This is a genomic window from Ensifer sp. ENS06 (assembly GCF_014852205.1).
In the GTDB taxonomy this organism is placed as follows: Bacteria; Pseudomonadota; Alphaproteobacteria; order Rhizobiales; family Rhizobiaceae; genus Ensifer; species Ensifer adhaerens.
The window spans coordinates 427,144-453,601 of record NZ_JACVBC010000001.1; the positions used below are offsets into that span (position 1 = coordinate 427,144).

A 26,458-nucleotide genomic window follows, 5' to 3' on the forward strand; every position below is an offset into this window, starting at 1 on the left:
TTGTTTCCACTTGTCGCGGCTCTGTCAATTTGGTCGGCGCGCCAATCCTCCGGTGGAGCGCTGTCATCCCAAGAATGCCACATCGAAATAATAATTCAATTTGATTTATTTATTGACACCCCGGAAATTTAGTGTTTGTTTTTGTCTCGGAAGCGCCAGTTGCAGCGGAGGAGAATGCTGCGGTGGTGTAGCCAGGGCCGGTCCGCCGGCACGATTTTCAATCCTTGGGAGGATTTCATGAAGAAGACTGTTCTTTCCGCTGCTTTTGGCGCGCTGTCGCTTGGCGTTGTCTTCGCCATGCCCGCGCAAGCCGCCGATGTCGGCGCCTGCCTGATTACCAAGACCGACACCAATCCCTTCTTCGTCAAGATGAAGGAGGGCGCGACTGCCAAGGCCAAGGAACTCGGCGTGACGCTGAAGTCCTATGCCGGCAAGATCGACGGCGACCATGACAGCCAGGTGGCTGCGGTCGAATCCTGCATTGCAGACGGTGCCAAAGGCATCCTGATCGCCGCCTCCGACACCAAGGCGATCGTCGATCAGGTCAAGAAGGCGCAGGAAGCCGGTCTGCTCGTGATCGCGCTCGACACGCCGCTTGATCCGGCAACCGCTGCCGATGCGACCTTTGCCACCGACAACCTGCTCGCCGGCAAGCTGATCGGCCAGTGGGCAGCCGCCACCATGGGTGATGGTGCCAAGACCGCCAAGATCGGCTTCCTTGACCTGACGCCGTCGCAGCCGACAGTCGACGTTCTGCGCGACCAGGGCTTCATGATGGGCTTCGGCATCGACACGAAGGATCCGAACAAGATCGGCGACGAGGACGATCCGCGCATCGTCGGCCACGACGTCACCAACGGCAACGAGGAAGGCGGCCGCAAGGCGATGGAGAACCTTCTGCAGAAGGATCCTGATATCAACGTCATCCACACCATCAACGAGCCGGCCGCCGTCGGCGCCTATCAGGCGCTGAAGGCCGTCGGCAAGGAAAAGGACGTGCTGATCGTTTCGGTCGACGGCGGTTGCCCGGGCGTCAAGTCGGTCGCCGAAGGTGTCATCGGCGCAACCTCGCAGCAGTACCCGCTGATGATGGCGGCTCTCGGCATCGAGGCGATCAAGAAGTTCGCCGACACCGGTGAGAAGCCGAAGCCGACCGAAGGCAAGGACTTCTTCGATACCGGCGTCTCGCTCGTCACCGACAAGCCGGCAGCCGGCGTCGAATCGATCGATACCAAGGTCGGCACGGAGAAGTGCTGGGGCTGATTGCCCGCCTTCTACTGTCACCATGCAAAGGCAACGGAAGGGCGGCCCCGGCCGCCCTTCGCGTAAGCGCCGATGTCTTTGACAAGGCGACGAAAACCGCGCAGCTTTTAAAGAGTGCTATTGCCCGCGTCATTGTGGGCGGGCTGTGCACGACACCATCGCAACCCCTTGGGAGTGGGGTTCACGGGAGGAAGGTCCATGGGCGAGCCCAACACAGCCGCGCAGCCATCCCAGGAATTCGAGAAAGTCCTGGTCAACAGTTCGACGCAGGTCGCGTCGTTCGATACGCATGACAAGACAGCGGTCCAGAAGATCCAGCATTTCCTGCATTCGACGCCGGCCGCTGTGCCGTTCATCGTGCTGATTGCAGCGATCCTGATCTTCGGCATCGCCATCGGGGGTAAGTTCTTCTCGTCCTACACCCTGACCCTGATCCTTCAGCAGATCGCCATCGTCGGCATTCTTGGTGCCGCACAGACGCTGGTGATCCTGACCGCCGGCATCGATCTTTCGATCGGTGTCATCATGGTGCTGTCGGCTGTGATCATGGGCAATTGCGCCGTCACCTACGGCCTTCCGGCACCGATCGCGATCTTCATCGGCTTCGTCGTCGGCGGCGCCTGCGGCTTCCTCAACGGCTTCCTCGTCTCCAGGGTCAAGCTTCCGCCGTTCATCGTCACGCTCGGCACCTGGTATGTCACTATGTCGACGAACTTCATCTATTCGGCCAACGCGACGATCCGCGAGGCCGACGTGACGGCCGTCACCCAGATGCTCCACCTCTTCGGCGTCAGCTTCAAGGTGGGCTCCGCCGTCTTCACGCTCGGCGTGGTGATGATGGTCGTGCTGGTCGTCGGCCTCTGGTACGCGCTCAATCACACCGCCTGGGGCCGCCACCTCTATGCCGTCGGCGACGATCCGGAAGCGGCGAAACTCTCGGGTATCCGCACCAGCCGCGTGCTCCTGAGTGCCTATACGCTGGCCGGCCTGATCGCGGCACTTGCCGCCTGGGTCTCGATCGGCCGCAATGGCTCGATCTCGCCGTCTGCAGCCGTCACCGACTACAATCTGCAGGCCATCACCGCAGCCGTGATCGGCGGCATCTCGCTCTTCGGCGGCCGCGGCTCGATCCTCGGCACACTGATCGGCGCGATGATCGTCGGCGTCGTCTCCATGGGGCTCAACATGCTCGGCGCCGATCCGCAGTGGAAAGTCTTCCTCACCGGCGTCTTGATCATCACCGCCGTCGCAATCGACCAATGGATCAGAAAGGTAGCAGGCTGATGGCTCAGGAACCCATTCTCACCGCGCGCGGCCTGGTCAAGCGTTACGGTCGCGTCACCGCTCTCGATCATGCCGATTTCGATCTCTATCCCGGCGAGATCCTCGCCGTGATTGGCGACAACGGTGCCGGCAAGTCCTCGATGATCAAGGCGATCTCCGGCGCCATCACGCCGGATGAGGGCGAGATCCGGCTTGAGGGCCAACTGATCAACTTCCGTTCGCCGATGGAAGCGCGAACGGCCGGCATCGAAACGGTCTATCAGAACCTGGCGCTGTCGCCGGCGCTGTCGATCGCCGACAACATGTTCCTCGGCCGCGAAATCCGCAAACCTGGCATCATGGGCAAGCTCTTCCGCACCCTCGATCGCGCGGAAATGGAAAAGCGGGCGCGGGCGAAACTGTCCGAGCTCGGGCTGATGACGATCCAGAACATCAACCAGGCGGTGGAAACGCTCTCGGGCGGCCAGCGCCAGGGCGTGGCCGTGGCGCGGGCCGCGGCCTTCGGCTCCAAGGTGGTGATTATGGACGAGCCGACGGCGGCACTCGGCGTCAAGGAAAGCCGGCGGGTGCTGGAGCTGATCCTCGACGTGCGCTCGCGCGGCCTGCCGATCGTCTTGATCTCGCACAACATGCCGCATGTGTTCGAGGTGGCCGACCGCATCCACGTTCACCGTCTCGGCAAGCGGCTCTGCGTCATCAATCCGAAGGAGCATACGATGTCGGATGCGGTTGCCTTCATGACCGGGGCGAAGGAGCCGCCGCGCGAGGCGCTTGCGGCATGAATGTCGAGCCGATTGCAAACGAAATCCTGAAACGGGCGGCCGGTGCCGCCCGCTTCGTCGTCGCCATCGCCGGGCCGCCCGGTGCCGGGAAGTCGACGCTGGCCGAGGCGCTGGCCGAAACCTTGGTTGCCGGCGGCGAAAGGGCGGCGGTTCTGCCGATGGACGGCTTTCACATGGACAATGCCGTTCTTGAGGAAAAAGGTCTCCTCCCACGGAAGGGGTCGCCGGAGACATTCGACGTCAGGGCTTTTCTTTCGACGGTCGCCGCGGTGCGCGCCAATGACGGCGAGGTGCTGGTTCCGGTCTTCGACCGCTCGCGCGAGATCGCGATCGCCTCTGCCAGGATCGTTGCGCCCGAGACCCGCATCATCCTGGTTGAGGGCAACTACCTGCTGCTCGACGAGGCGCCGTGGGACAGGCTCGAAGGCGCCTTCGATTTCTCGATCTTCATCAATCCCGGCGTGGCAGAACTGGAGCGGCGGCTTTTGCAGCGCTGGTCCGATCACGGCTATGACGAGGAGGCGGCGAAGCGCAAGGCTCTCGGTAACGATATCCCGAACGCGCATCGTGTGGTCGACCATCAGCGGGCGGCGGATCTGGTGCTTGCGGATTTCTGAGCGATGGTCGGATTGCGGATTGTGTTTGCGGGCGCATTGGTGATATCGAGACGCGGTTCCACCACATGAGAAACCGCCCGCCACCCGCGTACCCGCCGGCTCGCAAAGCTGCGCGCGCGGATCGGGCGCGAGCCCGGGGCTGCGGTTTTCCGTCTGCGCCTGCTCTGACCTAGGAGAACGCTGACCATGCAAGACCTCGTTATCCGCCGCCCGGATGATTGGCACCTTCATTTGCGCGACGGCGACATGCTGAAGGGCGTTATCGCCGATACCAGCCGCCATTTCGCCCGCGCGATCATCATGCCCAACCTGGTGCCGCCTGTCGTCACGACCGCAGACGCCTCCGCCTATCGCGAACGGATCGTCTCGGCGATCCCGGCCGGGGACCGGTTCGAGCCGCTGATGACGCTCTACCTGACCGCAGGCACCAATCCCGACGACGTCGAAGCCGGCCACAAGAGCGGTCTCGTCAAGGCGGTCAAGCTCTATCCGGCAGGTGCGACGACCAACTCGCACAGCGGCGTGCGCAACATCGACGAGGCGATGCCGGTGCTGGAGCGCATGGCCAAGATCGGCCTGCCGCTCTGCGTGCATGGCGAAGTCACCAGCTCGGACGTCGACATCTTCGACCGCGAGGCCGTGTTCATCGAGACCGTGCTCGATCCCTTGCGCAAGCGCCTGCCGGAACTGAAGGTGACGATGGAGCACGTCACCACCAAGGACGGCATCGACTACATCAAGGCGTCGAAGGCGAACCTTGCGGGTTCGATCACCACCCATCACCTGATCATCAACCGCAACGCCATTCTCGTCGGTGGGATCAAGCCACACTATTACTGCCTGCCGGTCGCCAAGCGCGAGAACCACCGCCTGGCATTGCGCGCGGCTGCCGTCTCCGGCGACAAGCGCTTCTTCCTCGGCACGGACTCCGCACCGCACGTCGATCCGCTGAAGGAATGCGCCTGCGGCTGCGCCGGCATCTACACCTCGATCAACACCATGAGCTGCCTGGCGCATGTGTTCGAGGAGGAGGGCGCGCTCGACAAGCTCGAAACCTTCGCCTCGCTGAACGGTCCCGCCTGGTACGGGCTGCCGGTGAACGAGGAAACGATCACGCTCAGGAAACAGGCAGAGGCTGTCACTTATCCCAAGAAGATCGAGACCGGTGCCGGTCCGGTCACCGTTTTCGATCCGATGTTCCCGCTGCACTGGGCCGTCGTTTGATCGCTTGAAGTTTTGAAGGAGAGTTTGATGTTTTCCAACGCGTTCACCGACAAGGCCGTCATGGCCGAGCTGGTCGCCAAGATGCTCTGGGAGATCAAGGCCGTGCATTTCAGCGCCGACAAGCCCTACAAGCTGTCGTCCGGCATGGCAAGCCCCGTCTATATCGACTGCCGCAAGCTGATTTCCTATCCGCGCATCCGTTCGGCGGTGATGGATTTTGCTGCAGCGTCGATCCTGCGCGAAGCCGGTTTTGAGAAGTTCGACGTGGTTGCAGGCGGCGAAACCGCCGGCATTCCCTTCGCCGCCATGCTTGCCGAACGTCTCGGCCTGCCGATGATCTATGTGCGCAAGGCGCCCAAGGGCCACGGCCGCAACGCCCAGATCGAAGGCCATATGCCGGAAGGCGCCCGCGTTCTCGTCATCGAGGACCTGACGACGGCTGGTGGCTCGATGTTCAAGTTCATCGACGCGATCCGCGCAGCCGGTGGCATCGTCGACCACGGCATTGCGCTCTTCTACTACGACATCTTCCCGGAAGCGGTCGGCGAGATGAAAGGCAAGGGCGTCGACCTGCACTGGATCGCCACATGGCGCAACGTGCTTGCGGTCGCCCGCGAGCAGAAGCTGTTCGACGAAAAGACGCTCGGTGAGGTCGAGGCCTTCCTCAACGCGCCGCTCGCCTGGTCGGGCCACAACGGCGGCGTCAGCGCCTTGGCGTAATCTCTGGCGAGGCCCCGGTTCTGCCGGGGCCTCGTAGCGTCTTCAGTCATAATTTTTAAATCGATTGAAAATCTGTCGAGGAGGATAAGCCGATGATCGTATGCTGCGGAGAAGCGCTGATCGACATGCTGCCGCGGGACACGACCGCGGGCGAGAGTGCCTTTGCGCCCTATGCCGGCGGCGCGATTTTCAACACAGCGATCGCCCTTGGCCGCCTCGGCATCCAGACCGGCTTTTTCACGGGTCTCTCCGACGACATGTTCGGCGATATCCTGCGCGACACGCTGAAGGCGGCGAATGTCGATTTCGGCCCCTGCGCGACGCTGTCGCTGCACACGACGCTTGCCTTCGTCAAGCTGGTCAACGGCCATGCCAGCTACGCCTTCTTCGATGAAAACACCGCCGGCCGCATGATCACCCGCGAGCACCTGCCAACGCTCGGCGATTTCTGTGAGGCACTGCATTTTGGCGCGATCAGCCTGATCCCTGAGCCCTGCGGCTCGACCTACGAAGCATTGATGACGCGCGAGCATGAAAAGCGGGTCATTTCTTTCGATCCGAATATCCGCCCCGGGTTCATCAAGGACCGGGAAGCGCATCTCGCCCGCATGAACCGCATGGCGGCGATGTCGGATATCATCAAGTTCTCCGACGAGGATCTTGCCTGGTTCGGCATGGAGGGCAGCCACGACGATCTCGCCGCCGAATGGCTGAGGCGCGGCCCCAAGCTGGTGCTGATTACCAAGGGCGCCGATGGCGCCGTCGGTTATACCGCCCGCCACAAGGTCGAGGTTGCCGGTGAGCGCGTGACCGTGGTCGATACGGTCGGTGCCGGCGACACTTTCGATGCCGGCGTGCTGGCATCGCTGAAGCTCGCCGGTCTCCTGAGCAAGGCCGATGTCGCCGGCCTCACTGAAACCGCCGTTCGCAACGCGCTGGCGCTCGGCGCCAAGGCGGCGGCCGTCACGGTCTCGCGCGCCGGCGCCAACCCGCCGTGGAAGCATGAAATCGGTCTTTGATCGTTAGTCCGGGTCCGGGCGGTATTCCAGGATATCGCCCGGCTGGCAGTCGAGTGCTGCGCAGATCTTTTCCAGCGTGTCGAAGCGCACGCCCTTCACTTTTCCGGATTTCAGCAGCGAGATGTTCTGCTCGGTGATCCCCACCTGTTCGGCAAGATCGCGTGAACGAACCTTGCGTTTCGCCAGCATCACATCGAGATTGACGACAATCGGCATGCGCTAGACGAAGCTCCTGTTCTCCGCCTCGACCCCCGATGCGATGACCATGACATGGCCGAGGCCGACGACGAGCCCGGCCATCAGAAGCACGATCATCGTGCCGCCATTGATGTCGAACATCACCGCATGTCCCGTGGTGCCCGGGTTGTCATAGGTGACAGCGAGGATGCCGATCCCATTGCTGACGGTCATGCACAGCGAGCCGAAAAGGGCGGTCAGTCCCACCCGCCGCAACAGCACGCCATTGCGGCCGGACAGGATCTCGCCGCGCTGGAAGCTGTCGAAAAGCTGCCAGGCGAATGCGAGGCCGGCAATGACGAGCGCGTTGTTGATCGCGGCCAGAAAGGCGACGGTCCCGATGGCTCGATAGGACAGAGTGATGATCTCGACCCGAGGGAAGACGATGTCGCGAACGCCCTGTTCGAAGCCTTGCCGGTCGAAGAAGATCTGCCAATGCGTGTAGACGACCGCCGAACAGAACAACGCTCCGCACAATATGATCATGAGCTTCATGAAGCGGCTGAGCTTGCGCAGCCTCTCGGCGGAGTTCGTCATACAAAGTCCCTTATCGTTTCACTTGTATTTTTATCGTAAAACAATAAATAATTGCCGTCAATTGTGATGTTAGATGCGACCCTGGAGCTTTCCTGGCAGGAGGGGAGCGCGCCTGCGGAAAGCCAGAGCTACGCGCTCGACGTTCACGCGGGCGGTGGGCCGGCTGCGGCGCTCGCGAGCCGCGTGCCACCGGGAGAAACGCTCTATCTCCTGGCTCCCGCCGAAGCGGACGCTGCGCGCTTGCGGCTGTTGCAGGAAAAGATCGCACGCTCGAAACGGGGCAAGCCTAACCGCGGCAGCCTGTCGGCCGGTTCTCCGGACGTTGCTGGCGTGGCGCCTTCCCGTCAGGCCGAAAGGTCATGGTCAATGCCTGGATGCAGATGGGGTCGGACACGGACTATTTTCTGCTGCTGTCGAAGCTCGATCTGATGGAGGTGCTGAAACCCGGCGCCACGACGTTGCCGGGTTGTGCAAAATGACGAGGCCCGAGGCGCGACAAGCGCCTCAGGCCTCTATCGTCTGGAGCGCTGCGGTTCCGGGGAGCACCGTGCGGATTTGTTTAATGGGCGGCTTTCAGCAAGGCTGCCACCAGACCCGCCGTCGACGAATCGTGACCATCGGCGCTTTCCTTACCTTCGACGACGGGAAGCAGGCCGGTCGCCAGCTCCTTGCCGAGCTCGACGCCCCACTGGTCGAAGGAATTGATGTTGAAGAGCGCGCCCTCGACGAAGACGCGGTGCTCGTAAAGCGCGATCAGGCGGCCGAGCGCGAAGGGATCGAGCTGGTCATAGACGATCGTCAGCGACGGGCGATTGCCGGTGAAGACGCGGTGCGGCGCAATCTTGTCGGCCTTGGAATCGGCCATACCCTTGGCGGTCAGTTGCGCCTTGGCTTCCGCGAGCGTGCGGCCCTTCATCAGCGCTTCCGACTGGGCCAGGCAATTGGCGATCAGCAGCTCGTGCTGGTGACGCAGGTTCTTCTCGTGGCCGTTGGCGGCGATCATGAACTCGGCAGGAATGACGTCCGTGCCCTGGTGGATCAGCTGGTAGAAGGCGTGCTGGCCGTTGGTGCCGGGCTCGCCCCAGACGACCGGGCCGGTCGAGTATTCGACCGGCGTGCTCTCAAGCGTCACCGCCTTGCCGTTCGATTCCATATCGAGCTGCTGCAGATAGGCGGGGAAGCGCGACAGGCGCTGGTCATAGGGCAGGATCGCCCGCGACGGGTAGCCGAGCACGTTGCGATGGTAGAAGCCGAGAAGGCCGAGCAGGACCGGTATGTTCTGACGGATCGGTGCGGTGCGGAAATGTTCGTCTATGGCGTGGCCGCCATCGAGGAAGCGGCCGAAATTCTCCTTGCCGACGGCGATCATCAGCGGCAGGCCGATCGCCGACCAGATCGAGTAGCGCCCGCCGACCCAATCCCAGAAGCCGAAGACGCGGGCCTGGTCGATGCCAAAGGCGGCGACCTTGTCGAGCGCGGTCGAAACGGCTGCGAAGTGATGGCCGACGGCAGCCTCGCCGAGCTTGCCGGCGATGAAGGCGCGGGCGGTCGCCGCGTTGGTCATCGTCTCGATGGTGGTGAAGGTCTTCGAGGCGATGATGAAGAGCGAGGTTTCCGGATCGATCAGCTTCAGCGTATCGGCGATATGGGCGCCATCGATGTTGGAAACGAAGTGCAGGCGCGGGCCGTCGTGGAAGGGCGCAAGCGCCAACGTCGCCATGACAGGACCGAGGTCCGAGCCGCCGATGCCGATGTTGACGACGTCGGTGATCTTCTTGCCGGTCGCACCTTTCAGCGCGCCCGAGCGGATGCCGTCGGCAAAGGCGCCCATGGCGGCAAGCACGCCGTTGACATCGGGCATCACGTCCTTGCCGTCGACGAGGATCGGGCGGTTGCCGCGGTTGCGCAGCGCCGTGTGCAGCACGGCGCGCTCCTCGGTGATGTTGATGATGTCGCCGCGGAACATGGCGTCCCGCTTCTCCTCGACCTTGGCGGCCCTGGCGACCGCCTCCAATCCGTCCAGCACCTTGTCGTTGACGGCGCATTTCGAATAGTCGAGCAGCAGGTCGCCGAGCGTGGTGCTGAAACGCGCGAAACGTTCTGCGTCGGCGGCGAAGGCCGCGCGGATATCGGTTGCGTTGGTTTGAGCGGCGGTGGCTTTGAGTTGGTCGACAAGCGCTTTCATCGCGGGGCTCCTTGGTCGGACAGGGGTGTCGGACAATCGCCTGCGTAGCTATTCGCTTTAAGTGGACCAAATCAAGACTGGAAAACCGCCGAGGCGGCGGTTTTCAGGATTTTTTAAATCGTTTGAATTTCGGAGTAGTTTATCCGCGCAGATCCTTGCGCAGGATCTTGCCGACATTGGTCTTCGGCAGTTCGGTGCGGAATTCGACGAAACGCGGACGCTTGTAGTTGGTGAGGTTGGCGGCGCAGTGGCGCTTGACCTCTTCCTCCGTCAGTGCTGCATCCCTCTTGACGACGAAGAGCTTGACCGCTTCGCCGGAATGCTCGTCCGGAATGCCGATCGCCGCGCATTCGAGGATGCCCGGATGGGTCATCGCCACTTCCTCGATCTCGTTCGGGAAAACGTTGAAGCCGGAGACCAGGATCATGTCCTTCTTGCGGTCGACGATCTTGACGAGGCCGTCGGCGTTCATGAAACCGATGTCGCCCGAGCGGAAGAAGCCATCCGGCGAGATCGCCTTGGCGGTCTCGTCCGGCCGCTGCCAGTAGCCGGCCATCACCTGCGGCCCGCGGATGCAGATCTCGCCGACTTCGCCGATCGCCAGCGTATTGCCCTGGTCGTCGCGGATCTCGACATCGGTGGATGGGATGGGCATGCCGATCGTGCCGGTGAACTCGGTTGCATCGAGGATGTTGGCTGTTGCCACCGGCGAGGTCTCCGACAGGCCGTAACCTTCGGCGATCGAGCAGCCGGTCATCTGCTTCCAGCGTTCGGCGACCGGGCGCTGGATCGCCATGCCGCCGCCGAAGGTCAGCATCAGCGACGAGAAATCGAGCTTCTGGAACTCCGCATTGTTCATCAGCGCGTTGAACAGCGTATTGAGGCCCGGGAAGATATTGGTGTTGTGCTTGCCGAGTTCCTTGACGAAGCCCGGGATGTCGCGGGGATTGGGGATCAGGATGTTGTTGCCGCCGGTGGCAAGGCCCATCAGCGAATTCACGGTCAGCGCGAAGATATGGTAGAGCGGCAGCGCGCACATGAAGACGAGATTGTCCGGCCGGGTGCGCGAGCGGAACGCCGTCTGGAACCAGATTTCCATCTGCGCCATGTTCGACAAGAGGTTCGAATGGGTGAGCGTCGCGCCCTTCGAGACGCCCGTCGTCCCGCCGGTATATTGCAGGAAGGCGACGTCGCTCGCGGCGACGTTCGGCTTCGTCATCTTGGCTCGCCCGCCCTTGGAAAGAACGTCCTTGAACGAAAGATGGCCGGGGATCGACCAGGCGGGAACGAGCTTCTTGACGCGGCGGACCACCAGATTGACGATCGCACCCTTCAGGCCCAGCATGTCGCCCATGGTCGCGACAACGACGTGCTTGACTGCGGTCTTGTCGACCACCTGCTGCACGGTGTGCGCGAAGTTTTCCAGAACGAAGATCGCCTTGGCGCCGGAATCGGTGAGCTGGTGCTGCAGTTCGCGCGGCGTGTAGAGCGGGTTGACGTTGACGACGGTAAAGCCGGCCCTGAGGATGCCGTAGACGATCACGGGGTTCTGGAGGATGTTCGGCATCATCACCGCGACGCGGTCGCCCTTGGCAAGGCCGATCGATTGCAGCCAGGCGCCGATCCTGGCGGACTGGGCGTTGAGGTCGGCAAAGGTCAGCGTCTTGCCCATGCAGGTGAAGGCCGGACGGCTCGAATAGCGGGCAACGGCGTGGTCGAAGAATTCGCCGATCGACTTGTAGGGCAGGGGGCCAATTTCGGCGGCTATTCCGGGTGGATAGGATTTCAGCCAGATCTTGCCTGGGCTGATACCCGTCTGTTGTGCGCTGACTTCCGCCATGACCTCTCTCCCTCTGGTCGCCACAGGCTGGCCTGATGCGGCCTGAGAAAATCCCTCCCGATCCTCTCACGCCGATGAGGATGATGCTTTTGCGACACCTCTTCAAGCTGAGATTCGGAATTATATAACTTTGACGTAAACGTCAACTGAGCTTACGGTTAACAGGCTTCTGCGAGCCTTGCGAAAAAGTATGACGAGAACCGCAAAAGCTTTGCCTGCCGCAGGAAAAGCCTGTATTGCATTGCAGCATATCCCTGTTGGTCCAATCCAACATCCGCCGACATATCCCCCAGATTTTTCTCCGGCCGCAAGGCACGGCGACACTGGCCATTGCCCATGAGTGAGCCCATGTGTGACGAAGCCTTCTCCTCTGCCGTCGATCCGCGCCGCGCCCGTGTTTCTGCCGCCGAAGTGGCGCTCGCCGTCGGCGGCTTCGGGATCGGTACCGGCGAGTTTGCGATCATGGGTCTCCTGCCGCAAGTCGCCGAAGACGTATCGGTATCGGTGCCCCAGGCTGGTGCGGTCATCAGCGCCTATGCGCTCGGCGTCGTCGTCGGTGCGCCGCTGATCGCGGTGCTTGCCGCCCGCTTCTCGCGCTTCCGGGTGCTTTTGGTCCTGATGCTGGTTTTTGCCGTCGGCAACTTCGCGAGCGCCGTCGCTCCGGATTTCTACACGCTGATTGCCGCGCGCTTCTTCGCCGGTCTGCCGCATGGCGCCTATTTCGGCGTGGCTGCCCTGGTGGCGGCCGGCCTTGCCGCGCCGAACCAGCGGGCCCGCGCCGTCGGCCGGGTGATGATGGGACTGACCATCGCCACTCTCTTCGGCACGCCGCTCGTCGCCTGGTTCGGCCAGGCGCTCGGCTGGCGCTCCGCGTTTGCCATCGTCGGCGCCATCAGCCTCCTGACCATGGCGCTCACCTTCGCCCACGTACCGCGGGACAAGGGCAACCCGAAGGCGACGCCGCTTCGCGAGCTGGGTGCGCTCGGCAAGCTGCAGGTCTGGCTGATGCTCGGCATCTGCGCCATCGGCTGTGGCGGCATGTTCGCCGTCTTCAGCTACATCACACCGGCGCTGACCGAAGTCGCAGGTGTTTCGCTTGGTAATGTGCCGATCATGCTTTCGGTCTTCGGTGCCGGCATGATCCTCGGCAACATCGTCGGGGCGCGGCTTGCCGACTGGGCGCTGATGCCGGCGATCGGTATTGCCATCGTCTTCAACATCTTCGCCTATGTGCTTTTCTATTTCACCATGGGCAATCCGTGGATCGCCATCGTCAACGTGCTCTTCATCGGCGGTGGCTTTGCCGTCGTCCCGGGCGTGCAGACCCGGCTGATGGATGTCGCCGGCGAAGCCCAGACGCTGGCTGCTGCCCTTAGCCACTCCGCCTTCAATCTCGCCAATGCGCTAGGCGCCTGGCTCGGCGGCGTTTCGATCGCTGCGGGTTATGGCTGGACCTCCACCGGTCTCGTCGGTGCCGTTCTCGGCGTTGCCGGCTTCGGTATCTTTCTCGCCTCAGTCTTCGTCGATCGCGCACAGCCTGCGCGTATGGCTGCAAAACCTGCGGCGGAATGACCGGCTTTATCGAAAGAAAGCCGGGGGCTCTTGAACCCTCCTAAATTTTTCTGTCATGTCCCGCCGCTAGCGTCGGCCACGGCCCTGAAACTACCGTAAAGCAGGGGCAATGGGGCGGCGCGCGGTGTCAGAGTGGCTGGCAAGGCCGCGGGTTTGCTGTAAGCTCGTCGGAAGACGGAGGATCATTGGTGCAATTGGGTAATCGCGAACGAGAGAATTTCGCCGTGGAGCCACGGCTCCTCGGGCACACTGCCATTTCGCGCCATGCCCTTGTCGGCCCCATGACCGCTGCCCGCTGGATGCTGGTCTTCGTTCTGCTCGCCGGCGTCTATTTCTTCCATGGTTTCGTCGTTCCGGTTCTGGCCGCTGTCGTCATCGGGTTTGCCAGCTGGCCGATCTATCGCCGGCTGCTCACCGGTGTGAACGGCAACCGGACGCTTGCCGCCACCATCGCGATCGTCTGCGTCATCTCCTTCATCGTCGTGCCGATCTCGATTGCCGCCGTCTATGCGGTCGACGAAGTGCGCGACTGGGTCGTCTGGGCCGTCGAGACCAATGCCAACGGTGCCGTCGTGCCCGCATGGCTGTCGAGCATTCCGATCGCCGGTGTCTGGCTTGGCGAGCAATGGGTCAAGCATATCGGCCATCCGGGCGCGCTCGGCGAATTGGTCCAGCTCGTCAGCGGCTCCAACATCGGCAATATCTACCGCGGCGTTCTGGTCGTCGGTGCCTCGACGTTCCATGCCTTCCTGACGCTGCTGTTCATGCTGATCACGCTGTTCTTCGTCTATCGCGATGGGCAGTCCTTCTCCGGCCAACTCGACAAGCTCGGCGAGCGCATCTTCCCGATGCGCTGGGAACGGCTGTCGCGCGTCGTGCCGCTGACGATCAGCTCGACGGTCACCGGCATGGGCATCATCGCCATCGGCGAAGGCATCGTGCTTGGCGTCGCCTATTGGCTTGCCGGCGTGCCGTCGCCGGTCACGCTCGGCATCATCACCGGCCTGATGGCGCTGATCCCCGGTGGCGCGCCGCTCTGCTTCACGCTGGTCTCGGTCTATCTCGTCGCCAGCGGTTCGCCCATTCACGGCCTGGCGCTGTTCACCTGGGGCACGACCGAACTCTTCATCGTCGACAAGACGCTGCGTCCGCGCCTCGTCGGCGGCCCGATCAAGCTTCCCTTCCTGCCGACCTTCTTCGGCCTCGTCGGCGGCGTGAAGACCATGGGTTTCCTCGGCCTCTTCGTCGGTCCGGTGCTGATGGCGCTGCTGGTGGCCATCTGGCGCGAATGGATGCGCGAAGCCACCACGCCCACCGAAACGAGCGTGAACGAGATTATCAAGGGCTAGGTGCTCTTTTGCCGAACCGGCGGTCGCATGTGGGCGGCCTCGGGATCTCTTCAGCTTGTGGCAGATAGGCCGTACCGGACTGGTCCTGCGCCTATGAAGGTCGCCTCCCGCGCTCCCGAACGGATCTTTGCGGGCGTCTTTATCTTTTCCTTATGCCTCCTTCCGACCATCGCAATCGATAATTGACCCGCTGCGGGCGCAAGATCCGGACTTCAACAGTCCGGAGAATTTGCATGTCCGATGTTCTTTTTCTTGCCGCCGGAATCGGCGGCTTTGTCGTGTTCGCGCTTTATGCGCGCGCGCTGAGCCGGCTTTAGGAGGGCGTCATGTTCGAAGCCCTGCTCGGTCTTGCCGTCGCCATCGGTCTTGCGGCCTACCTCGTCGTCACCCTCGTTCGCCCGGAACGGTTCTGACCCGGTTGACGGGGATCGAACCCGTTGGCCGTTCGCATCAGCCGGGCGCCTTTGCGCCGTCCGGCCGCCCTTAGCGGAGTAATCTCATGTCTATCATCGGGTGGCTGCAGATCAGCCTCCTCTTCATCGCCGTCCTGATCGTCATCAAGCCGCTGGGGCTTTATATGGCGCGGGTCTTCTCCGGTGAACGCAACGTTTTTTCACCCGTCCTCGGTCCCGTCGAGCGCGGCCTTTATCTTGCGGCCGGTGTCGATCCGAAGAAGGAACAGGGCTGGCTCGCCTACACGATGTCGATGCTCGCCTTCAGCCTCGCCGGCTTTGTCTCGCTCTATGCGATCCTCCGGCTGCAGGCCTACCTGCCGATGAACCCGCAGGGCTTCTCGGGCATGCCGTCCGATCTCGCCTTCAACACGGCGGTCAGCTTCGTCACCAACACCAACTGGCAGAACTACGGTGGCGAAACCACGCTCAGCCATTTCAGCCAGATGGCCGGCCTGACGGTGCATAACTTCGTCTCCGCCGCGACCGGCATCGCCATGGCGCTTGCCGTCACCCGCGCCTTCGCCCGCTCGAACGCCTCGACCGTCGGCAACTTCTGGGTCGATCTCACCCGGTCGACGCTCTACGTGCTGTTGCCGATCGCCGTCGTCATGGCCCTTGCCATGGTCTGGACCGGCTTGCCGCAGACCTTCCACGCCGATCTGTCGGCAACCACGCTCGAAGGCGCCAAGCAGACGATCTCGCTCGGCCCTGTCGCCAGTCAGGAAGCGATCAAGCAGCTCGGCACCAATGGCGGCGGCTTCTTCAACGTCAATGCCGCCCATCCCTTCGAGAACCCGACGGCCTTCTCCAACTATCTCAACATTTTCGCCATGTTGTCGATCTCGGCGGCGCTCGTCTACACGTTTGGCCAGATGGTCGGTAACCGCCGCCAGGGTTGGGCCTTCATCGCCGTCACCGCGATCCTGCTGATCTCAGGCGTTGCGGTCGTCTACTGGGCGGAAGCCCACGGCAACCCGATCCTGACCGCCCTTGGTCTCGATGCCGCCCAGGGCAACATGGAAGGCAAGGAAGTCCGCTTCGGCCAGGCGATGACGGCGCTCTATGCGGCTGTCACCACCGGTCTGTCGGATGGCGGCGTCAACGGCATGCACGGCTCGCTGACGGGCCTCGGCGGTCTCGTGCCGATGTTCCTGATGCAGCTTGGCGAAGTCCTGCCGGGTGGCGTCGGGTCCGGTCTCTACGGCATGGTGGTCTTTGCGATCCTCGCCGTCTTCGTTGCCGGCCTGATGGTCGGCCGCACGCCGGAACTGCTCGGCAAGAAGATCGAATCCCGCGAGATGAAATACGCGATGTTCGCCGTCCTCATTCTGCCGGTGACGATCCTCGGCTTTGCCGCCGTCTCCGCGATGCTGCCTTTTGCCGTCGCAAGCATCGGCACGGCGGGCCCGCACGGCCTGTCCGAAATCCTCTATGCCTTCACGTCGGCGGCCGGCAACAACGGCTCGGCTTTCGGCGGGCTCACCGGCAACACACCCTGGTACAACACGACGCTCGGGTTCGCGATGCTGCTCGGCCGCTTCGCCTATGCGGTTCCGGTCATGGCGATCGCCGGTTCGATCGCGGTGAAGACCCGCGTGCCGGCGTCCAAGGGTACCTTCCCGACCGACACGCCGCTCTTCGTCGGCCTGCTTGTCGGCATCATCCTCATTCTCGGCGGGCTGCAATTCTTCCCGGCGCTCGCGCTCGGTCCCATCGTCGAGCATCTCTCGATGCTTGCCGGTCAGACCTTCTAAAGGAATTCGACACATGTCTTCCAAACCTATCGCACCCAGTCTTCTGGACCCGGCGATCCTGCTGCCGGCGATCAAGGCGGCGTTCATCAAGCTCGACCCGCGCCAGCTCGTGCGCAATCCGGTGATCTTCGTCACCGAAGTGGTCGCAGCCGTGGTCACCGGTCTCTTCGTGCGCGACATCGCCACCGGCACAGGCAGCCCGCTGTTCTCCGGCCAGATCGCCGCCTGGCTGTGGTTCACAGTGCTTTTTGCCACCTTTGCCGAAGCCGTCGCCGAAGGCCGCGGCAAGGCCCAGGCCGACAGCCTGCGCCGCACCAAGTCCGAACTGACGGCGCGCAAGCTCGTTGCCGACGAAGGCCGCGAGACCCAGACGATCCCGGCGACATCGCTGAAGGTCGGCGACCTCGTGCTCGTCGAGGCTGGCGAACTGATCCCCGGCGATGGCGAAGTCGTCGAGGGTGTCGCCTCTGTCAACGAGAGCGCCATCACCGGTGAATCGGCGCCCGTCATCCGTGAATCCGGTGGCGACCGCTCGGCTGTCACAGGCGGCACGCAGGTGCTGTCCGACTGGATCAAGATCCGCATCGGCGTGGCACCCGGCGACACTTTCGTCGACCGCATGATCGCGCTGATCGAGGGCGCGCAGCGCCAGAAGACCCCGAACGAGATCGCCCTGTCGATCCTGCTTTCGGGCCTGACGCTGATCTTCCTGGTGGCCGTCGCCACGCTCTGGGGGCTCGCCGGCTATTCCGGTACCGTGCTCTCGGTTACCGTGCTCGCAGCCCTGCTCGTCACCCTGATTCCGACCACGATCGGTGGCCTGCTCTCAGCCATCGGCATCGCCGGCATGGACCGTCTGGTGCGCTTCAATGTCATCGCCACCTCCGGCCGCGCTGTCGAGGCTGCTGGCGACGTCGATACGCTGCTGCTCGACAAGACAGGCACCATCACCTTCGGCAACCGCATGGCGGCCGACTTCATGCCGGTGCCCGGCGTTACCGAGGCCGAGCTTGCCGATGCCGCACTGCTTGCAAGCCTTGCCGACGAAACGCCTGAGGGCCGCTCGATCGCGGCGCTTGCCACCGGTGAATTTGGCCGCCAGACGCCAGATGTGTCGCTGCCCGCGTCCGACAAGGGCGAGGTCCTGGCGCTCGCCGTCGGCGGCGGCGCAAGCCGGGCCGGCGCGACCCGGATCGACGCGGTCATTCCCTTCGCTGCGGAAACGAGGCTTTCGGGCGTCGACTTCGGCGGCCGCCGGCTGCGCAAGGGTGCCGTCGACTCGGTCCTGAAGTTCACTGGTATCCGCGACGAGAACGTGCCGAACGAGTTTCGCCGCGCTGTCGACCAGGTGGCCCGCACCGGCGGCACGCCGCTTGCGGTTGCCGACGGCCCGCGCCTGCTCGGCGTCATCCATCTGAAGGATGTGGTGAAGCCCGGCATCAAGGAGCGCTTCGCCGCTCTTCGCGCCATGGGCATCCGCACGGTGATGGTCACCGGCGACAACCCGGTGACCGCTGCCGCCATCGCGTCCGAAGCCGGCGTCGACGACTTCCTTGCCGAAGCCACCCCGGAGGACAAGCTTGGCTATATCCGCAAGGAGCAGCAGGGCGGCCGCCTGATCGCCATGTGCGGCGACGGCACCAACGACGCGCCGGCACTCGCCCAGGCTGATGTCGGCGTCGCCATGCAGACGGGGACCCAGGCCGCCCGCGAGGCCGCCAACATGGTGGACCTCGATTCCAGTCCGACGAAGCTCATCGAGATCGTCGAGATCGGCAAGCAGCTGCTGATGACCCGCGGGTCGCTGACGACGTTTTCGATCGCCAACGACGTGGCCAAGTACTTCGCCATCATCCCGGCGCTGTTCATCACCACCTATCCGGCCCTTGCCGCGCTCAACGTCATGGGCCTCGCCTCGCCGCAATCGGCGATCCTCTCGGCGGTGATCTTTAACGCGCTCATCATCGTCGCCTTGATCCCGCTGGCGCTGAAGGGCGTCAAGTACCGGCCCGTCGGTGCGGCTGCCCTTCTGCGCCGCAACTTGGCTGTCTACGGCCTCGGCGGCATTGTGCTGCCCTTTGCCGGCATCAAGCTCGTCGACCTCGCCGTCAACGCACTCAATCTGGTGTAACCATGCTGAACCAACTTCGCCCCGCCATCGTCATGATCGTGCTCCTGACTGCGATCACCGGCCTTGCCTATCCCTTTGCCATCACTGGCGCGTCGCAGGTGCTGATGCCCGCGCAGGCAAATGGCAGCCTGATCGAAAAGGACGGCACCCTCATCGGCTCCGCCCTCATCGGCCAGAACTTCACATCCGACAAATACTTCTGGCCGCGGCCCTCCGCGACCGGTCCGGACGCCTATAACGCGGGGGCTTCGAGCGGCTCCAACCTCGGTACCACCTCGGTCAAGCTCAGGGATCGTGTCGCAGCCGATGTCGAGCGCCTGAAAGCTGCCGGCCTTGCGGGGGAAATTCCGGCGGATGCGGCAACCACGTCAGGTTCCGGGCTCGACCCGCATATCACGCCGGCCTTCGCCGAAGCCCAGGTCGCCCGCGTCGCCAAGGCGCGGGGCTTGAGCCAAGCGGATGTTGCCGCCCTGGTCGCCAAGGCGACGGAGGATCGGCTGTTCGGGGTCGTAGGCGAGCCGCGCGTCAATGTGCTAGAACTCAACCTGGCCCTTGATGCGCCTCGAACCTAGAGCGGGATGAGGAAAAGTACTTGCGGTTTTCCGCCCGCATCCCGCTCTAAGCTATTAGAATCGATCACGCCTGAGACAATGCATGCCCGACAGTGAACGCGACGCCAAAGGTCGCCCGGACCCAGACGCACTGCTGGCGCTTGCCGCGCAGGACCGCCGGGGAAAACTGACCGTATTCCTCGGCGCCGCTCCCGGCGTCGGCAAGACCTATGCGATGTTGTCGCGGGCCCGCCGGCTGAAGGACGACGGTGTCGATATCGTCGTCGGTCTGGTCGAGACACACGGGCGCAGCGAGACCGCTGCGCTCATTGACGGATTGGAGATACTGCCGCGCCGCGATGTGAACCATCGCGGCCGAATGCTTTCCGAGTTCGACCTGGATGCGGCCCTCGCGCGGCGTCCCCGGATCATCGTCGTCGACGAACTGGCCCACAGCAATCCGGCCGAAAGCCGGCACCCCAAGCGCTATCAGGATGTTGAGGAACTGATCGCCGCCGGCATCGATGTCTGGACGGCGCTCAACATCCAGCATCTCGAAAGCCTCTCGGATATCGTCGCCCAGATCACCGGTGTACCCGTGCGCGAACGGGTGCCGGATACCGTATTGAAGCGCGCTGACGACGTACTACTTGTGGATCTGTCGCCGGCCGAGCTGATCGAGCGGCTGAAGGAGGGCAAGGTTTATCTGCCCGACAGCGCACAGCGCGCCGTCGACCGCTTCTTCCGCCTTGGCAACCTGACGGCACTGCGCGAACTGGCGCTCAGGCGGACAGCCGACCGGGTCGACGACCAGATGGTCGACTACCTCAAGCAGAACGCCATCGAAGGCATCTGGGCAAGCGGCGAGCGGCTGCTCGTCTGCATTGGTTCGGACCCGTTGTCCGAAAAGGTCGTGCGCACGGCAAGCCGGCTCGCCGAGGGATTGAATGCCCCCTGGATCGTCGTCTTCATCGAGCGCGCCGACCGCGAGAGCGGCGACGGCGAAGACGTGCGCCGGCTCGACGAAACCTTCCGTCTTGCCGAACAGCTCGGCGCCGAGACGCGCCGTATTATCGGCAACGACTTCGTCGAGGAAATCCTGAAGCTCGCGCGCCGGGAACACGCGACGCAGATCGTCATCGGCGCGCGCCGCCAGCCGTTCCCGATGCGGCTGTTTCGCCAGTCGCTTCCCGACGCCTTGGCCGAGCGCGTGTCCGGCATCGGCATTCACCTTGTGACCGATCGCGAGACGGTGCCCGTCAAACGGCGAACGAAGATGAAACGGACGCTGCCGCCGGGAAGTGGGCGCGCGATCGGCATCGCCGCCGGGTCGGTCGTCGTCTCGACCGCCGTCGGCCTGCTGCTTGGCCGTTTCGTCGTCCTGCCCAACATCTCGTTGCTTTATCTGCTCGCGGTGCTGGCCTCGGCGACCTATGCCGGTCACATCGCGGCAATCGCGGCAGCACTTTTTTCGGTGCTCGCCTATAACTTCTTTTTCATCAAACCGACCGGCACCTTCACCATCGCCGAGCCGCACGAGGTTTTTGCGCTCGTCGTCTTCCTCGCTGCCGCAGCCCTTGCCGGCAGCCTGGCATCGCGGGTACGGGAGCAGGCAAAGACCGCCCGCCAGCGCGCCGCCGCGACTCAGGCGCTCTATGACTTTTCGCGCAAACTTTCAGGCACCGCCAAGGCCGACGACGTGCTCTGGGCGGCGGTGACGCAGATGCAGTCGACGCTGAAACGCAGTTCAGCGCTGCTTCTGCCTGAGGACGGAGACCTGCAGCTGAAAGCCGCCTGGCCGCCGGACACCGAGCTCGACGTCACCGACATCATGGCGGCGCGTTGGGCGATGGACAAACGCGAGCCGGCCGGCAACGGCACGGGAACCCTGCCGAACAGCCCTTTCCATTTCCGGCCGCTGACGAGCCCGCACGGCGTCGTCGGCGTCTGCGGCTTCGTCCAGGCCGACAAGCCACTGGAGATCAACGAGGAGCGGGCGCTGGCAGCGATCCTCGACCAGACGGCGATCGCCGTCGACCGCGCCCGCCTGTCACGCGAAAGCCTCGACCAGGCCGCAAAGCTCGAGGGCGAGCGCTTCCGCGCTGCCCTTCTTTCATCCATTTCGCATGATCTGAGAACCCCGCTTGCGACCATTACCGGCGCCGTCACCAGCTTGCGCCAGCTCGGTGATCGCATGCCGCCGGAAAGCCGCGACGACCTGTTGCAGTCGATCGAGGAGGAGGGCGGTCGGCTGACGCGCTTTGTCGCCAACCTGCTCGACATGACGCGCATCGAGGCCGGTACCGTCAATGCCAAGCGCGATTGGGTCGATGTCGCCGACGTGGTGCGGGCGGCGGTCGATCGCGCTCGCAAATATTTTCCCGAGCGCGAGATCGAAACCAGCATCGCCCCTGACTTGCCCCTGATGCGGGGCGACAGCGTGCTGCTCGGCCAGGTGCTCTTCAACCTGCTGGACAATGCCAACAAATATGGCGGCGAAGAGCCGATCAGCATCTATGCCCGTACCGACGGCAACGAGATCGTGCTGTCAGTGACCGACCTCGGCAAGGGTATTCCGCCGCGGGACCTCGAGCAGGTCTTCGAGAAATTCTTCCGCCGCGGCAAGGCGGATGGCCGCACGCCGGGAACGGGGCTGGGACTGTCGATCGCCAAGGGCTTCGTCGAAGCGATGGGCGGGCAGATTAAGGCGGAGAGCCCGGCGCTTCGCCGCCGCGGCACGCGCATTTCCATGCGCTTTCCCGCCGCCAAGGCTGAAATCTCCGAAAAGGACCGTGCATGAGCGTGGAGCGTATCCTCGTCGTCGACGACGAACCCCAGATCCAGCGTTTCCTGAAACCCGCGCTGAGTGCTGCCGGCTATGACGTTCGTGAGGCGATGACCGGCGCCGAGGCGCTGAAGGCGGCGGCGACGATGGCGCCGGATGTCGTCATCCTCGATCTCGGCCTGCCCGATATGGATGGCAAGGAGGTCATCGCCAACCTGCGCGGCTGGTCGCAGGTGCCGATCATCATCCTGTCGGCCCGCGACCGGGAAAGCGAAAAGATCGCAGCACTCGATCTCGGCGCCGACGACTACATCGAAAAGCCCTTCGGTATCGGCGAACTGACGGCCCGCATCCGTGCGGCCCTTCGCCACCGGGTGCAGATGGAAGGCGGCCAGACGCAGCTTTCCGCCGATGGTGTTTCGATCGACACGATCAAGCGGGTGGTGACGAAGGACGGCGAGCCCGTCCGGCTGACGCCAAAGGAATACGACCTCCTGGTGATGCTGGCGCATCACGCCGGCCGTGTCGTCACCCACAAGACGCTGCTTACCTCGGTCTGGGGCGTCGCGCACGGCGAAGACCTGCATTATCTGCGCGTCTTCATCGGCCAGCTGCGCGGCAAGATCGAGCGCGATCCGGCCGATCCGAAGATCATCCGTACGGAGCCGGGCGTCGGCTATCGCTTCGTCGGCGACGAGGGCTGACGGCGGGCTGCCGCCAAGCCCTTATTTTATCTTCACCGGCGTCGGCATGTCGGTTGCGAGCGTGTCTCCGACGACCACCTTCTTCTTCTTCGCCGGCTGCGGGTTTTCGAGGATCGACACAGGCGCCGAGACCGTCACGGCCGCGACGTTGCCGACGTTTCTCGCCGTGCCGGCGACGACCGCGGCAATGCCGGTTCCAACCGAGATATCGGAATCTGTGAGCGTCTGCCCCGTGGCGAGCCGCGTGCCGATGAGCTGGACGATCTCGGGGCTTTCCGCAAACTTTCCGTGGTGCAGGCCGTCCTCAGACTTAACCTTTGTCAGATCGATGGCAGTGATGCCGGCCCTTTCAAGCTGAGTGCGATAAGGCTCTGCCGACGGGTCGATTGCGCCAAGGCGTGAAACGTCGCCCGAGATGAAGCTCGAAAGCGCCAAGGCGCGGTCGTCCTGCGAAACGAAGATGGTGAACTTCGGCCGTTTCTTGCCCATCTCGACAAACTGCTTGGCGAAGACATCGAGATCGATATCGGGCGAGGCGAGGATGACGTTCTCGATCTTGGACGGCACGTTGCCGTCGCGGATGCCCATCTGCCGGAGCGATTCCATCGTCAGCCAGGTACCCATGGAATGGGCGAGGATGGTTATGCTTTTGACCTTCGGCGCGTCGGATAGCTTTTTCAGAATGTCTTCGAGCGCCGTGCGCGAATAGTTCGTGCTTTCCTTGTCGTAGTTGTAGTCGAACACGTTGGCGCGCGAAGGCCAGGTGAAGAGAACCGGCGTTGCCTGGACCTCCGAGTCATGCACGATCTGCGCCAGCCGGTAGACCGAATCCTCGTAGCGATTGTTGAAGCCGTGCACGAAGACGAAGGCATTGCCGCCGACATCGTGCTGCAGGAACCAGGACTTCGCTTCATCGAGCGACTTGAGCTCGTTCACCCGCGTGACGGCGAATTCCTTGGCCGGATCCGGCGGCAGTTTGCGCGGCCATTGCACCGTGCCCGACTTGCGTGCCGTTTCCGGCGGGATCGAAACCGCGACGTCGGTAAGGAAAGTATTGGCGTCGCGCTCGCCGGAAAAGAGCGTTGCCGGATCGCCGGAGGGTTCGCGCGTGGTTGCGACAAGCATGTCGACGGTGGATGCGCCCGGGACCGGAGTGGTGAGTGCGACGGGCGCCATCACACCCTTGGCATGGCCGCCGCAGCCGGCAAGCAGCGTCAGCGCAGCAAGCACGAACATTGTCCGCCCCCTGCCTGCGCCTCCCCGATGTAACGAACCCTGAACTCCCACCCATTCGAACATCGGCATCCCCACATACGCCTGAACTCGACTGCATCTGATCGCGCTTTCGCGAAATGCAGATGACAATACTCGGCGTCAATATGCAAGCAGGCGCTGATTGAAGATTCGCTACAGAGTTGTTGATGGATGTCGTTTCCCGTGTCGCGGGCTTGCCGCGACACGAAACCGACGCGGGCGATCTGCCGTTACTTCGCCGCCGCTTCCAGCGACTTCAGGATCGCGTGGGCAGCCTTGATCCTCTCGGGGTTCGGGTAGTTGCGGTTGGCAAGCAGCACGATGCCGATCTTCTTCTCCGGTACGAAGGCGACATAGCCGCCGAAGCCGTTGGTGGAGCCGGTCTTGTTGTAGAGCGTCGAGCCATCGGGGCGCTTCGGGGGATCCAATGCCTTGACCGGGTTGCTTTTCAGGGCCATGTCGCGCGAATTGCCGTCGAGCAGCCGCTCCAGCGAAACGGGGTAGGGGTATTGTTCCCAGCCCAGCCCCTGCACCATCTTGCCGCTGTCGAAATATCCGACATGGGTGCCTTCGACCGCCTTGCGGATCGCGCCGTCGAGAAGTTCAGGCTGGATGTTGGTTTCGACGAAGCGGATCATGTCTATCGCCGATGACTTTACGCCATAGGCCTCCGCGTCGAACGTACCGGCGGTGACGCGAATTGGCTTGTCGGCCTTGCCGTAGCCCCAGGCGTAGCTGCCCATCTGGCTATCGGGAACGCGGACATAGCTGTGCTTCAGGCCGAGCTTGGGAAAGATCTCGCTTTCGAGAACCGCGCTGAAGCTGCCGCCCATCGCCAATGCCGCGGTGTGGCCGAAGAGGCCGATGCTCGGGTTGGAATAGCGACGCGTCTTGCCGGGCTTGGCCTCCGGTTTCCATGTGCTGAAATAGCCGACCATGTCGGCGTCGCTCTTGACCGCATCGGGAAACTGCAACGGCAGCCCGCCAGCCGTATAGGTGGCAAGATGCAGGAGGGTCGCCTTGTCGATCGGCGTGCCCGCAAAGGCCGGGATGTACTTGCCGGGATGATCGTCGAAGGAGAGCTTGCCGGTGACCTGCGCATAGGACGCCAGTGTCGCGGCGAAGGCCTTGCTGATCGAGCCCAGTTCAAACAGCGTATTCTCGGTAACCGGTGCGTTCGTTTCCTTGGAAGCGACGCCGTAGTTCAGGAAGTAGTGCCGGCCTTCAACGGTGACGGCGACGGCCATGCCCGGCACCTTGTGTTCGCGCATGATAGGGCGGATCGCCTTGTCCACGGCAGCGGCAATCTGCGCCCGCTCGCCGCCTTCGGCGAAGGCGCTGGACGCCAGGGTCGCAAGGATTGCAGTAGAAAGACCTAATTTAATTGTCGCCATTCTATCCATTCGATGTGTTCTCTCTCGATAGGTATGCTGTCGGTGGCGCGGTGTGGGAGGGTCGCCGGCCACGGTCGGAGATGCTGTGTCGGGTCCGAGCTGGCGCTTTGCCGGCCCACGTCCCGCCAGGCCATGGAGACCCTGCAAGAAGTGCCCAACGGGACGGCAAAGAGCTAGACCGCCCGGCCCGACGGCACAAATGACGATATTTCGAGGGAGACCCTAGAAAATCTAGGGTGAGATGTCGCCGCGCGGGAGACGATTCCAGAGGCCGAAAGGGCGGCGGGGAGGGGCGCCGGCGCCATGCACTCTACAAAATCACGCTGTCCGTTGTCATCGGGGGTTCTCGGGCGTAGTATTCGCCGGCAGTTCAAGGCCCTGTTGTTGCCAGACTGCATGTCTAATCCGCGAGCTGCTTCTGATCCAACAGAAGAGTCTCCCCCGATTCCGGGAGAATATTCGGAAGCTTATTTACATCCGACGCCACTCAATGGCGCCTCCGCCGATCTCTATTGCAATCAGACGGCCATATTGGAGGATAAGATGAGCAAGCAGACCATAACTATCGTTCTTGCCGGCGCCCTAGCCTTATCGGGGTGCCAATCGGCCTATATGTCCAAGAGCGGTTCGACCGGCAACGAATTCGGCTGCATTGCCGGAACCGTTGGTGGGGCCATCGTCGGCGGCCTGATCGGCTCGACCATTGGTTCAGGCACCGGTCAGCTATGGGCCGTTGGTGGTGGAGCGACACTCGGCGCTGCTGCCGGCAACGCGCTGACATGCCGCTATTATTGATCGAGG

General features: G+C 63.2%; 22 protein-coding genes. 16 read left to right on the plus strand and 6 right to left on the minus strand.

Annotated elements, in window-relative coordinates; genetic code table 11:
* Window positions 1–237: 237 nt before the first annotated feature.
* The 7 genes from IB279_RS02155 (at window position 238) to IB279_RS02185 (ending at window position 6,909) form a co-directional block, all read left to right on the plus strand.
* Window positions 238–1,263 carry a sugar ABC transporter substrate-binding protein gene (locus IB279_RS02155; RefSeq protein ID WP_034797243.1) on the plus strand — a complete coding sequence of 342 codons (1,026 nt, stop codon included), beginning with the start codon at window positions 238–240 and terminating at the stop codon, window positions 1,261–1,263.
* A 198-nt stretch (window positions 1,264–1,461) separates the two neighbouring features.
* On the plus strand, window positions 1,462–2,547 hold the full coding sequence (locus tag IB279_RS02160) for an ABC transporter permease (RefSeq protein WP_113187517.1): 1,086 nt from the start codon (window positions 1,462–1,464) through the stop codon (window positions 2,545–2,547).
* Entirely contained in the window at window positions 2,547–3,329 is a 783-nt protein-coding gene (locus IB279_RS02165; RefSeq protein ID WP_034797240.1) for an ATP-binding cassette domain-containing protein, read from the plus strand. The genes IB279_RS02160 and IB279_RS02165 overlap by 1 nt, the downstream gene beginning before the upstream one ends.
* Entirely contained in the window at window positions 3,326–3,946 is a 621-nt protein-coding gene (locus IB279_RS02170) for a nucleoside triphosphate hydrolase (protein WP_112770599.1), read from the plus strand. The genes IB279_RS02165 and IB279_RS02170 overlap by 4 nt, the downstream gene beginning before the upstream one ends.
* Window positions 3,947–4,132: 186 nt before the next feature.
* Window positions 4,133–5,170 (plus strand): dihydroorotase, encoded by a 1,038-nt coding sequence (gene pyrC, locus IB279_RS02175; protein WP_034797236.1) that lies wholly within the window; start codon window positions 4,133–4,135, stop codon window positions 5,168–5,170.
* A gap of 27 nt (window positions 5,171–5,197) precedes the next feature.
* On the plus strand, window positions 5,198–5,890 hold the full coding sequence (locus IB279_RS02180) for an orotate phosphoribosyltransferase (RefSeq protein ID WP_113187516.1): 693 nt from the start codon (window positions 5,198–5,200) through the stop codon (window positions 5,888–5,890).
* Between the two features lie 92 nt (window positions 5,891–5,982).
* Window positions 5,983–6,909 carry a carbohydrate kinase gene (locus IB279_RS02185; RefSeq protein ID WP_060581836.1) on the plus strand — a complete coding sequence of 309 codons (927 nt, stop codon included), beginning with the start codon at window positions 5,983–5,985 and terminating at the stop codon, window positions 6,907–6,909.
* A 3-nt stretch (window positions 6,910–6,912) separates the two neighbouring features.
* Here the strand turns inward: IB279_RS02185 and IB279_RS02190 are convergent, their stop codons facing one another.
* From IB279_RS02190 to IB279_RS02205, 4 genes are all read right to left on the minus strand, one after another.
* On the minus strand, window positions 6,913–7,125 hold the full coding sequence (locus IB279_RS02190) for a helix-turn-helix transcriptional regulator (RefSeq protein ID WP_034797229.1): 213 nt from the start codon (window positions 7,123–7,125) through the stop codon (window positions 6,913–6,915).
* Window positions 7,126–7,128: 3 nt separating this feature from the next.
* Entirely contained in the window at window positions 7,129–7,683 is a 555-nt protein-coding gene (locus tag IB279_RS02195) for a DUF2975 domain-containing protein (RefSeq protein WP_034797227.1), read from the minus strand.
* A gap of 559 nt (window positions 7,684–8,242) precedes the next feature.
* The gene (gene pgi, locus IB279_RS02200) at window positions 8,243–9,868 is read right to left on the minus strand and encodes a glucose-6-phosphate isomerase (RefSeq protein ID WP_113187515.1); all 1,626 of its coding nucleotides are present in this window, start codon (window positions 9,866–9,868) and stop codon (window positions 8,243–8,245) included.
* A gap of 139 nt (window positions 9,869–10,007) precedes the next feature.
* On the minus strand, window positions 10,008–11,708 hold the full coding sequence (locus tag IB279_RS02205) for a long-chain fatty acid--CoA ligase (protein WP_113187514.1): 1,701 nt from the start codon (window positions 11,706–11,708) through the stop codon (window positions 10,008–10,010).
* A 336-nt stretch (window positions 11,709–12,044) separates the two neighbouring features.
* Here IB279_RS02205 and IB279_RS02210 point away from each other — a divergent pair, with 336 nt between their 5' ends.
* From IB279_RS02210 to IB279_RS02245, 8 genes are all read left to right on the plus strand, one after another.
* A complete protein-coding gene (locus IB279_RS02210) occupies window positions 12,045–13,280 on the plus strand; it encodes an MFS transporter (protein WP_060581841.1) in 1,236 nt (411 codons plus the stop codon).
* 188 nt (window positions 13,281–13,468) lie between these two features.
* The gene (locus IB279_RS02215; RefSeq protein WP_060522370.1) at window positions 13,469–14,629 is read left to right on the plus strand and encodes an AI-2E family transporter; all 1,161 of its coding nucleotides are present in this window, start codon (window positions 13,469–13,471) and stop codon (window positions 14,627–14,629) included.
* 326 nt (window positions 14,630–14,955) lie between these two features.
* Window positions 14,956–15,042 (plus strand): K(+)-transporting ATPase subunit F, encoded by an 87-nt coding sequence (gene kdpF, locus IB279_RS38100; protein WP_034797217.1) that lies wholly within the window; start codon window positions 14,956–14,958, stop codon window positions 15,040–15,042.
* An 86-nt stretch (window positions 15,043–15,128) separates the two neighbouring features.
* Window positions 15,129–16,838, plus strand: a complete 1,710-nt coding sequence (gene kdpA, locus IB279_RS02225) for a potassium-transporting ATPase subunit KdpA (RefSeq protein ID WP_089043221.1) — start codon at window positions 15,129–15,131, stop codon at window positions 16,836–16,838.
* A 13-nt stretch (window positions 16,839–16,851) separates the two neighbouring features.
* The gene (kdpB, locus tag IB279_RS02230; protein WP_113187513.1) at window positions 16,852–18,969 is read left to right on the plus strand and encodes a potassium-transporting ATPase subunit KdpB; all 2,118 of its coding nucleotides are present in this window, start codon (window positions 16,852–16,854) and stop codon (window positions 18,967–18,969) included.
* A gap of 2 nt (window positions 18,970–18,971) precedes the next feature.
* Window positions 18,972–19,541, plus strand: coding sequence for a potassium-transporting ATPase subunit KdpC (kdpC, locus tag IB279_RS02235; protein WP_060581843.1), 570 nt, complete (start codon window positions 18,972–18,974; stop codon window positions 19,539–19,541).
* An 82-nt stretch (window positions 19,542–19,623) separates the two neighbouring features.
* Window positions 19,624–22,320, plus strand: coding sequence for a sensor histidine kinase KdpD (locus tag IB279_RS02240; protein WP_060607157.1), 2,697 nt, complete (start codon window positions 19,624–19,626; stop codon window positions 22,318–22,320).
* A complete protein-coding gene (locus IB279_RS02245; RefSeq protein ID WP_034797205.1) occupies window positions 22,317–23,009 on the plus strand; it encodes a response regulator in 693 nt (230 codons plus the stop codon). The genes IB279_RS02240 and IB279_RS02245 overlap by 4 nt, the downstream gene beginning before the upstream one ends.
* Before the next feature lie 21 nt (window positions 23,010–23,030).
* Here IB279_RS02245 and IB279_RS02250 read toward each other — a convergent pair whose 3' ends face one another.
* Window positions 23,031–24,245, minus strand: coding sequence for an alpha/beta hydrolase (locus IB279_RS02250; RefSeq protein ID WP_051659371.1), 1,215 nt, complete (start codon window positions 24,243–24,245; stop codon window positions 23,031–23,033).
* A 248-nt stretch (window positions 24,246–24,493) separates the two neighbouring features.
* Window positions 24,494–25,666 (minus strand): class C beta-lactamase, encoded by a 1,173-nt coding sequence (ampC, locus tag IB279_RS02255; protein ID WP_060581846.1) that lies wholly within the window; start codon window positions 25,664–25,666, stop codon window positions 24,494–24,496.
* 534 nt (window positions 25,667–26,200) lie between these two features.
* Here ampC and IB279_RS02260 point away from each other — a divergent pair.
* Complete coding sequence (locus tag IB279_RS02260) at window positions 26,201–26,452, plus strand: glycine zipper 2TM domain-containing protein (RefSeq protein WP_034797201.1); 252 nt, start codon at window positions 26,201–26,203, stop codon at window positions 26,450–26,452.
* Window positions 26,453–26,458: the final 6 nt, after the last annotated feature.